Annotated in this window: 10 protein-coding genes and 1 riboswitch; of the genes, 5 read left to right on the top strand and 5 right to left on the bottom strand. The window is 70.4% G+C overall.

Going from position 1 to position 11757, the window contains the following annotated elements:
- Positions 1-23 precede the first annotated feature (23 nt).
- Together JM949_RS05550 and JM949_RS05545 are read left to right on the top strand one after the other, a co-directional pair.
- A complete protein-coding gene (locus JM949_RS05550) occupies positions 24-911 on the top strand; it encodes a ferritin-like domain-containing protein (RefSeq protein WP_203147360.1) in 888 nt (295 codons plus the stop codon).
- Between the two features lie 18 nt (positions 912-929).
- Entirely contained in the window at positions 930-1274 is a 345-nt protein-coding gene (locus JM949_RS05545; protein ID WP_203147359.1) for a TraR/DksA family transcriptional regulator, read from the top strand.
- 191 nt (positions 1275-1465) lie between these two features.
- On the opposite strand, the gene JM949_RS05540 is transcribed toward JM949_RS05545, so the two are convergent.
- Positions 1466-1963, bottom strand: a complete 498-nt coding sequence (locus JM949_RS05540; RefSeq protein WP_203147358.1) for a GNAT family N-acetyltransferase — start codon at positions 1961-1963, stop codon at positions 1466-1468.
- Positions 1963-3228: a phosphopyruvate hydratase gene (eno, locus tag JM949_RS05535; RefSeq protein ID WP_203147357.1), complete on the bottom strand. Its 1266-nt coding sequence runs from the start codon at positions 3226-3228 to the stop codon at positions 1963-1965. Before eno ends, JM949_RS05540 begins: the two co-directional genes overlap by 1 nt.
- A gap of 118 nt (positions 3229-3346) precedes the next feature.
- Here eno and JM949_RS05530 point away from each other — a divergent pair, with 118 nt between their 5' ends.
- A complete protein-coding gene (locus tag JM949_RS05530; protein ID WP_203147356.1) occupies positions 3347-4258 on the top strand; it encodes a MerR family transcriptional regulator in 912 nt (303 codons plus the stop codon).
- Here JM949_RS05530 and JM949_RS05525 read toward each other — a convergent pair.
- Both JM949_RS05525 and JM949_RS05520 read right to left on the bottom strand, forming a co-directional pair.
- Positions 4255-5250: a ribonucleotide-diphosphate reductase subunit beta gene (locus JM949_RS05525; RefSeq protein WP_203147362.1), complete on the bottom strand. Its 996-nt coding sequence runs from the start codon at positions 5248-5250 to the stop codon at positions 4255-4257. The two genes, JM949_RS05530 and JM949_RS05525, sit on opposite strands and share 4 nt — an antisense overlap.
- Before the next feature lie 38 nt (positions 5251-5288).
- A complete protein-coding gene (locus tag JM949_RS05520; protein WP_238432642.1) occupies positions 5289-7607 on the bottom strand; it encodes a ribonucleoside-diphosphate reductase subunit alpha in 2319 nt (772 codons plus the stop codon).
- A gap of 188 nt (positions 7608-7795) precedes the next feature.
- Positions 7796-8011, bottom strand: a riboswitch (cobalamin riboswitch).
- 599 nt (positions 8012-8610) lie between these two features.
- Here JM949_RS05520 and JM949_RS05515 point away from each other — a divergent pair.
- A complete protein-coding gene (locus JM949_RS05515; RefSeq protein WP_203147354.1) occupies positions 8611-10005 on the top strand; it encodes an enolase C-terminal domain-like protein in 1395 nt (464 codons plus the stop codon).
- Positions 10006-10012: 7 nt separating this feature from the next.
- Positions 10013-10735 (top strand): FadR/GntR family transcriptional regulator, encoded by a 723-nt coding sequence (locus JM949_RS05510; RefSeq protein ID WP_203147353.1) that lies wholly within the window; start codon positions 10013-10015, stop codon positions 10733-10735.
- Between the two features lie 10 nt (positions 10736-10745).
- Here JM949_RS05510 and JM949_RS05505 read toward each other — a convergent pair whose 3' ends face one another.
- Entirely contained in the window at positions 10746-11747 is a 1002-nt protein-coding gene (locus JM949_RS05505) for an aldo/keto reductase (RefSeq protein ID WP_203147352.1), read from the bottom strand.
- Between the last annotated feature and the right edge of the window lie 10 nt (positions 11748-11757).

The following is an 11757-nucleotide window of genomic DNA, read 5'->3' as shown; positions in this document are numbered from 1 at the left end:
GCTGAGCAGCCGCCCGCCGGCGCGTGGGCCTCGGCGCCGGGGGCGCTGCTGGAGTCGGCGGCCCCGACGGCCGGTTCGACCTGGACGACCGTGACCTGGTCTGGGCCGACCTCGCACCCCACCTGTACGCGCAGGCGGCGGCGCGACAGTGGGATCCACAGACCGCGGTGCCGTGGGACGACCCGTTCGTGCTGCCGGCCGACGTCGAGGCCGCGGTGGTGCAGGTGATGACCTACCTGGTGGAGAACGAGCAGGCCGCCCTCCTGGTGCCGGCCCGGTTCGTCGGGCGCATCCACCCGCACTTCCGGGAGGTGGTGCAGCTGCTCGCCGTGCAGATGGCCGACGAGGCTCGGCACATGGAGGTGTTCAGCCGGCGGGCGCTGCTGCGGGGCGCGGAGTTGGGCACGTCGTCGGCCGGCGGCCGGCAGTCGCTCTACACACTCGTCGCGGAGTCCGATTTCGCCCTGGCGTCATTCCTGCTCTCCGTGCTCGGCGAGGGCTGCTTCGTCGACCTGCTCTCGTTCCTGCACCAGTTCGCCCCGGACCCGGTGACCCGCCGGATCTGCTGGCTCGCCGGGCAGGACGAGCGCCGGCACGTGGTGTTCGGCATGGCACACCTGGAGCACCAGGCGCAGGTGGACCCGGCACTGCGGGATCGACTGCGGGCGGCCATCCACCGTCGCCACGACGCGCTGCTCGACACCGCCGGCCTGAACGAGGACGTCTTCGACGCGCTGGTGGTGCTCGCCGCGGGTGGCTGGCATCCGGACCAGGTGTCCGCCGGCTTCGATCGGGTGCAGGCTCTGCGGCACGCGATGGACCAGGGTCGCCAGCGCCGACTGGTCCGGCTGGGCTTCCGGCCCGACGAGGCCGTCGCGCTCTCGGCCCTGCACACCCGCAACTTCATGTAGCGATACCGTGGATCGGTCATGAACAGCGATCCCCGCCAGGAACTACAACGGCTGCGCGAGCAGACCGAGGCGCAGGCCGCCGCCCTGGAGGGCGATCTGCGCAGCCTCTTCGAGGCGTCCCGGTCATCCAACGCCGACGACGAGCACGACCCCGAGGGCAGCACGATCGCCTTCGAACGCGCGCAGCTCAGCGCCGTCCTGGACGCCGCCCGCCGACGCCTCGCCGAGTTGGACGCCGCGCTGCGACGGGTTGACGACGGCAGCTACGGCAGGTGCGAACGCTGCTCGCGCCCCATTCCCGCCGAGCGGCTCGCCGCCCGCCCGTCGGCACGTACCTGTGTGGCCTGCGCGAGCCGACGGTGACGGTACCGGCCCGCCAGCGCGCGCTTTGCTGGCCGCCAGGTCGATGTGCTGCTGAGCGGGATACCTCAGAGGTATGAATATGACTCTGAGGTATACCGCTCAACACCGCATCCGCCCCCATGGAGGTAACCGACGGTCACCTCCGGCCGTCGGCTGCGCCCACAGCCCCAGCCAGGGTTGGGCCTTACTCGTCACGTGATGGCGGGGCTGCGCCGTTCCAGCAGGACGACGTCGCGCCAACGGCCGTGGTGCCGGCCGACCCGCTCGCGGACGCCGATGACGCGGAACCCGGCCCGCTGGTGCAGTGCCAGGCTGGCGGTGTTCTCCGGGAAGACCCCGGACTGGATCGTCCAGACGCCGGCGGCCTCGGTAGAGGTGATCAACGCGTCCAGCAGCAGCCGGGCGACGCCACGGCCCTGGGCGGCCGGGTCAACGTAGATCGAGTGCTCCACCACCCCGGCGTAGACCGCGCGGGTCGAGGTCGGCGAGACGGCGACCCAGCCAAGGACCGTTCCACCCGGGTCCACGGCCACGAACCGGTGCGCGTCCAGCCGCGCGGCGTCGAATACCGCCCAGGTCGGCGCGGTGACCTCGAAACTGGCGTCACCGGTGTCCAGGCCGGCCTGGTAGATGGCCAGCACCCGGTCGGCGTCGGCGTCGGTCATCGGCCGCACGGTGAGGTCCGCCATCAGCGCCGCCCAGCGTAGATCGCGCGGTCACCCAGCTCCTCCTCGATGCGGATGAGCTGGTTGTACTTCGCCGTGCGGTCCGAGCGCGACAGCGAGCCGGTCTTGATCTGTCCGCAGCCGACGCCCACGGCCAGGTCGGCGATGCTGGTGTCCTCGGTCTCCCCGGACCGGTGCGACATCACCACCCGGTAGCCCGCCCGATGGGCGGCGTCCACCGTCGCCAGCGTCTCGGTGAGCGTGCCGATCTGGTTGACCTTGACCAGGATCGCGTTCGCGTAACCGCCTTCGATGCCGTCGCGGAGCCGGTCGACGTCGGTGCAGAAGACGTCGTCCCCGACCAGCTGCACCCGCTCCCCCGCCGCCGCCGTCAGCCGCTTCCAGCCGACGATGTCGTCCTCGGCCATCGGGTCCTCGATCGAGCTGATCGGGTACCGGGCGACCAGGTCCAGGAGGTAGTCGATGTGCTCGTCGACGGTGCGCCGGCGGCCCTCCCCGACGTAGTCGTAGCCGCCCGCCCGGAAGAACTCCGAGCTGGCGGGGTCGAGACAGATCAGCACGTCGGCGCCGGGCTGGTAGCCGGCGTCCTCGACAGCACGCAGCACGAAGCGCAGCGCCTCGTCGGCGTCGGTGAAGGTCGGCGCGAAGCCGCCCTCGTCGCCGACGTTGGTGCTGTGCCCGGCGGCGGCGAGAGACGCCCGCAGGGTGTGGAAGACCTCCGCGCCGATCCGGACCGCCTCGGCGAAGGTCGACGCTCCGACCGGCGCGATCATGAACTCCTGGAAGTCGAGCGGGTTGTCGGCGTGCGCGCCGCCGTTGATGATATTCATCATCGGCACCGGCAGCCGGCGCGCGCCGACGCCACCGACGTAGCGGTAGAGCGGCTGCCGGTGCGCCAGCGCCGCCGCCTTCGCCGCCGCCAGCGACACCGCCAGGATCGCGTTGGCGCCCAGCCGGCCCTTGTCCTTCGCACCGTCGAGGTCGATCATCGTCTGGTCGATGAGCGCCTGGTCTTCCGCGTCGAGCCCGGTCACCGCGTCGGCGATCTCCCCGTTGACCGCGGCGACCGCCCTGGTGACCCCCTTACCGTGAAAGCGCGTGCGGTCCCCGTCGCGCAACTCGACCGCCTCGTTCGCCCCCGTCGACGCGCCGGACGGCACCGCCGCCCGGCCGACCGAACCGTCGCTGAGCCGCACGTCCGCCTCCACCGTCGGGTTGCCCCTGCTGTCGAGGATCTGCCGACCACGCACCCGGCTGATTGCCGTCATCCCACACTCCCTGGTCAGACTGCTTTTTCGAAAGCAGACTGGCACAAACAGGCGACCCTGCCACCGCGACGATGAACACGTTGACCCGTACCCCGGGGTGCGGGTTTAGGGTCGCGGGATGCGGGTGGGTGAGCTGGCACGACGGACCGGAACGACGGTCCGGGCACTGCGGTACTACGAGTCGGCCGGGTTGGTGGTGCCCCGGCGACTGGGCAACGGCTACCGGGAGTACGACGCGGTCGCCGTGCGGCTGGTGACACAGATCCGCGAGCTGATGGCGCTCGGCCTCACCGTCGAGGAGACCCGCCCGTTCGTCGAGTCGATCGCCGGCGGTGCCGAGGACGCCGACGTGTGCGCCGCGGCGGTGGCGACCTACCGCAGCACCATCACCAACCTGCAGGAACGGATCGGCAGGTTGACCGCCCAGCGGGACGCGCTGGACGCCCGCCTCGACGCGGCCGCGACGCAGGTCGTCCCCGGCGCGCACGTGGTCGGCGTCGACCCCGCCACGTTGGTCGGCACCAGCCTGCCCGCGCTGTCCTTCTACGGTACCGACGGCCGCCTGGTGGACCTCGCGGCGCTGGGCCCCGGACGCAGTGTCATCTTCGTGTACCCACTGACCGGCCGACCGGGCGTCGACCTGCCCAACGGGCTGCTGGAGATCCACGGTGCCCGGGGCAGCACCGAGCAGGCCGCCTGGTTCCGCGACCACCACGCGGAACTCCGCGCGGCCGGCGCCGCCCGGGTGTACGGCCTGTCCGCGCAGTCGACCGGGTACCAGCGGGAACTCGCGCATCGACTGCGACTGCCCTACCCGCTGATACCCGACCCGAGGCTTACCCTGGCCGGTGCCCTGCGCCTGCCGACTCGCACCGTCGGTGACCTGACGCTCTACGAGCGGCTGACCCTGATCATCAACGACGGCGAGGTGGAACACGTCTTCCACCCGATCCCGGAGCCGGCGTCGCACCCCCTGCACCTGATGCGCTGGTTGACCAAGCGACGCCCGGCCTCCGGGCAGGCCGCCTAGAAGTCGTCGTCGAAGGCCACCGAGCCGGTTACCCCGACCTGGTACGCCGACACCCGTCGCTCGAAGAAGTTGGACAGCTCCTGCACGTCCTGCAACTCCATGAAGGCGAACGGGTTGCTCGACCCGTAGTGCGGCGCGATGCCGAGCTGGGCGAGGCGGCGGTCGGCGACGTGCTGGAGATACTCCCGCATGTCCGCCAACGTCAGACCGGGCACCCCCTGGCCCACCAGGTCCTCGGCGAACTGCACCTCACACTCGACCGCCTCGGTGAGCATCCGGCGAACCTGGTCGGCCAGGTCGTCGTCGAACAGGTCCGGCTCCTCGGCCCGGACGGTGTCGACGACGTCGAACGCGAACGCCATGTGCATCGACTCGTCGCGGAACACCCAGTTGGTGCCGGACGCCAGGCCGTGCAGCAGGCCACGCGAGCGCAGGAAGTAGACGTACGCGAACGCGCCGTAGAAGAACAACCCCTCGATGCAGGCGGCGAAGCAGATCAGGTTGAGCAGGAACGTCCGCCGGTCCGCCCGGGTCCGCAGCTCCCGCAGGTCGTGCAACGAGTCGATCCAGCGGAAGCAGAACTCCGCCTTGCGGCGGATCGACGGGATGTTCTCGATGGCGGCGAAGGCGGCGAACCGCTCGGCCTCGTCCGGCACGTACGTGTCGAGCAGGTTCAGATAGAACTGGACGTGCACGGCCTCCTCGAACAGCTGCCGGGACAGGTAGAGCCGACCCTCGGGGCTGTTCACGTGCTGGTAGAGGTTGAGCACCAGGTTGTTGGCGACGATCGTGTCGCCGGTGGCGAAGAACGCCACCAGGCGGCTGACCAGGTGCCGCTCGGCCGGCGACAGCTTGTCCAGATCGGCGAGGTCGGCGTGCAGGTCGACCTCCTCGACCGTCCAGGTGTTGCGGATGGCGTCGCGGAAGCGGTCGAAGAAGTGCGGGTAGCGCATCGGGCGGAGGGTGAGGTCCATCCCCGGGTCGAGCAGCATGTGCGTGGTCCTCGGGTCGGTGGTGCTGTCGGTGGTGGTCACTGGCAGGCCTCGCACGACTCGGGGTTCTCCAGCGAGCAGGCCAGCGCCTCCGCGTCGGCCGCCGACGGCGCGACGACCGCGACGGTGGCCTGCTGGATCCGGGTGGCGGGGCGCGAGCGCAGGTAGTAGGTGGTCTTCAGCCCGGCCTTCCAGGCGTACAGGTACATCGAGGAGAGCTTGCCGATGGTCGGCGCGGCCAGGAACAGGTTCAGTGACTGGGACTGGTCGATGAACGGGGCGCGGGCGGCGGCCAGGTCGATCAGCGCCCGCTGCGGCAGCTCCCACGCGGTCCGGAACAACTCTCGTACGCCGGCCGGCAGCTCCGCGATGTCCTGCACCGACCCCTCGGCCCGCCTGATCGCCGAGCGGATCCGCTCGGTCCACAGACCGCGGGCCTTCAGCTCGCGCACCAGAGCGGTGTTGACCTGGAGGAACTCCCCGGACAGGGTCTCTCGCTTGAACAGGTTGGACACCTGCGGCTCGATGCACTCGTAGCAGCCGGCGATCGAGGCGATGGTCGCGGTCGGCGCGACCGCCACCAGCAGCGAGTTGCGCAGCCCGTGCGCCTCGACCAGTTCCCGTAGCGCGTCCCACCGGGCGGTCTGGGTACCCTCGACACCCCACAGGTCGGGTTGCAGCTGGCCCCGCGCGGCCCGGGTCTGCGGGTACGCCGGGTGCGCGCCGACCTGGCGCGCCAGGTCGGCGGAGGTCTCCAGCGCGGTCAGGTACAGCTCCTCGCTGATCCGGGTGGACAGCTCCCGCGCGGCCGGCGAGTCGAACGGCAGCCGCAGCGCGAAGAACACGTCCTGGAGACCCATCAGCCCGAGCCCGACCGGCCGCCAGCGGGGGTTGCTCGCCGCCGCCTGCTCGGTCGGGTAGTAGTTGATGTCGATGACCCGGTCGAGGAAGGTCACCGCGGTGCGCACCGTGGTCCGCAACCGCTCCCAGTCGATGCCACCGTCGGTGAGGTGGGCGGCGAGGTTCACCGAGCCCAGGTTGCACACGGCGGTCTCGGCGTCGCTGGAGACCTCGATGATCTCGGTGCAGAGGTTGGACAGGTGCACCACGTTGCCCGGCTCGGCGGTCTGGTTGCAGAGCCGGTTGGCGGCGTCCTTGAAGGTCATCCACCCGTTGCCGGTCTGGGCGAGGGTGCGCATCATCTTGCCGTACAGCTCCCGCGCCGGGACCTGCCGCACGTAACGACCCCGCGCCTCGGCCTCCCGGTACGCCGCCTCGAACCGCTCCCCCCACAGGTCCGGCAGCTCGGGCACCTCGTGCGGGTCGAACAGCGACCACAACTCGTCGGCCTCGACCCGACGCATGAACTCGTCCGGGATCCAGTTGGCCAGGTTCAGGTTGTGGGTGCGCCGGGCGTCCTCGCCGGTGTTGTCCCGCAGTTGCAGGAACTCCTCGATGTCCGGGTGCCACGGCTCCAGGTAGACGCAGGCCGCGCCCTTGCGCCGGCCGCCCTGGTTGACCGCGGCGACGCTCGCGTCCAGCGTGCGCAGCCACGGCACGATCCCGTTGGACTGCCCGTTGGTGCCGCGGATCAGCGCGCCCCGGGACCGGACCCGGGAGTACGCGATGCCGATGCCACCGGCGAACTTGGACAGGTTGGCGACCTGGGCGTACCGCGCGTAGATCGAGTCCAACTCGTCGCGCGGGGAGTCGACCAGGTAGCAGGAGGACATCTGGGTGTGCCGGGTCCCGGAGTTGAACAGCGTCGGCGAGCTGGGCAGGTAGGCCAGGCTGGACATCAGCCGATAGAAGTCGACCGCCTCGTCCGGCGTGCGGGACAGCCCGCAGGCCACCCGGAGCAGCCAGTACTGCGGGGTCTCCAGCACGAGCCGGCTGGTGGGGTGGCGCAGCAGGTACCTGTCGTACACCGTGCGCAGGCCGAAGTACTCGAACCTCCGGTCGGCGTCCGGGTCGATGGCGTCGTCGAGCATCGTGGCGTGCGCGGCGACGAACCCGGCGGTGTCGTCGCCGATCAGGCCCTCGGCGTGGCCGAGCCGGATCGCCGCGCTGAACGAGGTGATCCCCTGCCGACGCACCTCCTTGTCGACGTAGCCGGCCAGCAGCCGGGCGGCGAGCCGGGAGTACTGCGGTTCCTCCCCGATCATCTCGGCCGCGGTCTGGATGGAGAGCCGGTCCAGCTCGGCCGTCGTCGCGCCGTCGTAGAGACCGCTGATGGTGCGGGTGGCCACCCGCAGCGGGTCGACGTCGGCCAGGTCGTCGGCCCACCGCTCGACCGCCCGGACGATCTTGTTCACGTCCACGGGTTCGGTGCCGCCGTCGCGCTTGCGGACCCGCATCGGGGTCCGCCGCAGGGCCGCGTCGCCGCTGGGCGGGACCACCTCGGTGACTGTCACCACTCACTCCTCGGAGTTCGAGACCTGTTGGCCCTCGGACGCGAGGAGACAGACACCGACGCCACGCCGGCCGGGCGTGGGTCATGGCGTCAGCCGTCCCACGCGGCCTCGGACCGCCGGGCACCCGGGTTCGGGTACGCGACGCGCTGGCAGGTCTTCGGACTCGCGGGCGCGACCGGCTCACCGGTCTCCTACTGGCCGTCGCTTCCCAGGCCGATTGGTGGCCCAGTGCTGATGACGGCTGTCGTTCCCACTCACCGCTGCGGGACAGTCCCGGATTTCCACCGGGTTCCCTCTTGCCTCGACCGCATCGGATGAGCGGCCGAACCAGCTGCGCTCGACACCATATATAGGGACGCAGCCGTTGTCACACCCCACATGTCGGCCGTGGGCGTGTCGACGGCCGAACGGTGAGGACGGTCACCCGACGGCGGCCCGGCGGGATCGGGCCACCGGCGGTCGGAACTACCGAAAGGTATCGACACCCGAGAAAGATTCGATGTATTCCGTCATCGGTCACAACAAACACTCCTCATAATCCGCCGTCGATGCGGCCCGGGCAGAAGAACATCTAATCTTCGGGACCCTTCTTCTGCCCTCTGTGCCGACGGTCCAGGCGGTCGATGGCCGACTCCACAGTCGGTGACCCACCCGCCAGTGGCGTGTCAGCGCGGCTCCACTTCGCACGGAAATAGCCTCCCAGCAGCCAATTTCCCGGCGAGCGAGGCGGCCGCAGAGCGTGCCGGCGAACCGCCCCGGCCGCCGCGGCCGCCGGCCGTCACCTGACACACAGAACGCGAGGCCTGCACCGCCGGCACGTCAACACCTGACGCTAAACATTGGATGTCTATCCCCGAGGGGTGATCGACGTCGTTGACGTGCCGGAGCGGCCCTCCGTATACTCCCAATGATCATCTGATCTTTAGCTGAGCAGGGCGAGGAGCGCATGCCGCAGATCACTGCCGTCACCGTCGAGGACGTCCGCTTCCCCACCTCGCTGACCGCCGACGGGTCCGACGCCATGAACAAGGACGGCGACTACTCGGCGGCCTATGTCGTCCTGCACACCGACGGCGTGGACACCGCCGGCGTACCGCTCGCCGGCCACGGCCTGACCTTCACCATCGGTCGCGGCAACGACATCGTCGCCGCGGCGGCCGTCCACCAGGCACAGCTCCTGGTGGGTCTGGACGTGGCGACCATGGCCGCCGACATGGGGGCGGTCTACCGCCTGCTCACCTCCGACTCCCAGCTGCGCTGGCTCGGGCCCGAGAAGGGCGTCGTGCACCTGTCGCTCGCCGCCGTGCTGAACGCCTCGTGGGACCTGGTCGCCCGACTCGCCGACAAACCGCTGTGGCGGCTGCTCGTCGACATGTCCCCCGAGCAACTCGTCGACATCGCCGACCTGCGCTACCTGTCCGACGCCCTCACCCGGGACGAGGCACTGGCCATCCTGCGGGCCAAGGAGAGCACGAAGGCCGACCGGGTCGCCGAGCTGGGCCGGACCGGCTACCCCGCCTACACCACCTCGGCCGGCTGGCTCGGCTACGGCGACGACAAGCTGCGTCGGCTGTGCCAGGAGGCGGTGGACTCCGGCTACGGCTACGTCAAGCTCAAGGTGGGCGCCAACCTCGACGACGACATCCGCCGATGCGCCATCGCCCGGGAGATCCTGGGCCCGGACCGCAACCTGATGATCGACGCCAACCAGGTCTGGGACGTCGGTCAGGCCATCGAGTGGGTCACCGCCCTGGCCCGGTTCACACCACTGTGGATCGAGGAGCCGACCAGCCCGGACGACATCCTGGGCCACGCGGCCGTCCGCCGCGCCGTCGCTCCGATCGGCGTCGCCACCGGCGAACACTGCCACAACCGGGTGATGTTCAAGCAGCTCTTCCAGGCCGAGGCCATCGACTTCTGCCAGCTGGACACCGGCCGGCTGGCCAGCATCAACGAGATCGTCGCCGTGCTGCTGCTCGCCGCGAAGTTCGACGTGCCGGTGTGCCCGCACGCCGGCGGCGTCGGGCTGTGCGAAATGGTCCAGCACGTGTCGGTGCTCGACTACGTCGCGATCTCGGGGGACCTCACCGACCGGGTCACCGAGTTCGTCGACCACCTGCACGAGCACTTCACCGATCCGTGCGTCATCCGGGACACCGGCTCGGGCAGCGGCTACGTCCTGCCCAGCCAGCCCGGCTACTCCACCCGGATGCGCCAGGAGTCCATCGCGCTCTACCGGTTTCCCGACGGCCACTACTGGGCGGCGGCAGACCCGACTACCGTGTCATCTCCGGAGCCGTACGTGATCGCGGGTGGGACGGCCACATCCGCCGGCCGCTAGGGGAGTCATGTCTCGCACCGACGAAGTGGTCAACGGCATCAAGCGGATGATCCTGGAAGGAAAGTTCCGGCCCGGCGACCGGCTGCCCATCGAGAAGGACCTCGCCGAGTCGCTCGGCGTCTCGCGGGGCTCGCTGCGGGAGGGGATGTCGGCCCTGTCGATCCTCGGCATCGTCAACATCCGCCAGGGTGACGGCACCTACGTCACCAACCTCGACGCACCGCAACTGCTGGCCCCGATGGGCTTCGTGGTGGACTTCCAGGGGCAGGGCGACCCTCGGCACATCCACACCGTTCGGCGACTGCTGGAGTGCGAGGCCGCCCGGCTGGCGGCGACCAGGATCACCGACGAGGCCCTGGCCCAGGCGGCGGACCTGCTCGACGAGGCGGCCCGGATGGTCGGCCAGTCGCCGCAGGACCACGAGCGGATCATGGAAATCGACATCGCCTTCCACCGGATCATCGCCGTGCACGCCGACAATCCGGTGCTGGTCGGCCTGATCGAGGCGTTCGCCGGGCGCACCATCCGCGGCCGGCTCTGGCGAAGCCTGCACGAGGAGGGCGCGGATCGGCGTACCCATGACGAGCACGTGGCGATCCTGAAGGCCCTGGTGGCGCGCGACCCGGAGCGGGCCCGCACCCGGATGGCCAACCACCTGATCGGCGTGGAGGAGTCGTTGCACGGGTTGCCCGACGACGCTGACGCGAGCATCGAGACCGTGCAGTCGTGACCGCCAACCGTCACGGCTGCACGTCGAGCAGCCCTTCGTCGTACAACGCCGCCCAGAGCTGATCCGGGACGTCGACGTCGGATCGGCCCAGCGTCTCCAACACCTGAGCCTCGTCCCGCATGCCGACCACCGTCGAGACCACGGCCGGGTGGCGGCGGACGAACGCCAACGCCGCCTGGGGCAGCGTGACGCCGTACGTCTGACAGACCCGCGCTATCCGCCGGGCCTGATCAATCACCTCTGTCGGCGCCTGCTGATAGTTGTAGGTCGCGTCGCTCGGCGGCGTGTCCCGGGCCAGCAGCCCGGAGTTGTAGACCCCGGCGATCACCACCCCGACGTTCCGGGCCTGCGCGATCGGCAGCAGGTCGGTCAACGCGCCCTGCTCCAGCAGGGTGTACCGGCCGGCGCACATCACCACGTCCACGTCGGTCTCCGCCACGAAGCGGGCCAGCATCGCGGACTGGTTCATGCCCGCACCCACGGCGCCGATCACACCCTGCTCCCGCAGCTGGACCAACGCCGGCACCGCCTCGCGTACGGCCTGCTCCCAATGCTCGTCGGGATCATGCAGATACACCACGTCGATCCGGTCCAGTCCGGTGCGCCGAAGGCTCGCCTCCAACGAACGGCGGACGCCGTCCCGGCTGAAGTCCCAAACCCGTCGGTGGTCGGCGGGAACGTCGAACCCCTCCGGATCCCGCAGGTATGCCGTCTGCGGCGACGGCACCAGCAGCCGGCCGACCTTCGTCGACACCACGTACTCGGCACGCGGGCGGGAGCGTAGGGCGGCACCCAGACGTCGCTCGGACAGGCCCAGCCCGTAGTGCGGCGCGGTGTCGAAGTAGCGGATGCCGCCGGCCCAGGCGGTGTCCACCGCGGCGACGAACGCCGCGTCCGACGTCGCCCGGTGCAGATTGCCGCCCTGCGAGGCACCGAAGCCCAGTGGGCCGAGCCGCGGCGACGACCGGACGGCGTCCACTGTGGCCTGGTGATGACCGTGCCGGCCCGTCATCGGCCGAGCC

Origin of the sequence: Micromonospora tarensis (genome assembly GCF_016803395.1) — a bacterium.
In the GTDB taxonomy this organism is placed as follows: Bacteria; Actinomycetota; Actinomycetes; order Mycobacteriales; family Micromonosporaceae; genus Micromonospora; species Micromonospora tarensis.
The sequence above is the reverse complement of the archived record's forward strand: the minus strand, read 5'-3'. Positions and strand labels throughout refer to the sequence as shown.

Coding starts and splice junctions, on each gene's coding strand:
- JM949_RS05545 (WP_203147359.1), top strand. CDS start 930: ATGAACAGCGATCCCCGCCAGGAACTACAACGGCTGCGCGAGCAGACC.
- JM949_RS05540 (WP_203147358.1), bottom strand. CDS start 1,963: ATGGCGGACCTCACCGTGCGGCCGATGACCGACGCCGACGCCGACCGG.
- eno (WP_203147357.1), bottom strand. CDS start 3,228: ATGACGGCAATCAGCCGGGTGCGTGGTCGGCAGATCCTCGACAGCAGG.
- JM949_RS05530 (WP_203147356.1), top strand. CDS start 3,347: ATGCGGGTGGGTGAGCTGGCACGACGGACCGGAACGACGGTCCGGGCA.
- JM949_RS05525 (WP_203147362.1), bottom strand. CDS start 5,250: ATGCTGCTCGACCCGGGGATGGACCTCACCCTCCGCCCGATGCGCTAC.
- JM949_RS05520 (WP_238432642.1), bottom strand. CDS start 7,607: ATGCGGGTCCGCAAGCGCGACGGCGGCACCGAACCCGTGGACGTGAAC.
- JM949_RS05515 (WP_203147354.1), top strand. CDS start 8,611: ATGCCGCAGATCACTGCCGTCACCGTCGAGGACGTCCGCTTCCCCACC.
- JM949_RS05510 (WP_203147353.1), top strand. CDS start 10,013: ATGTCTCGCACCGACGAAGTGGTCAACGGCATCAAGCGGATGATCCTG.
- JM949_RS05505 (WP_203147352.1), bottom strand. CDS start 11,747: ATGACGGGCCGGCACGGTCATCACCAGGCCACAGTGGACGCCGTCCGG.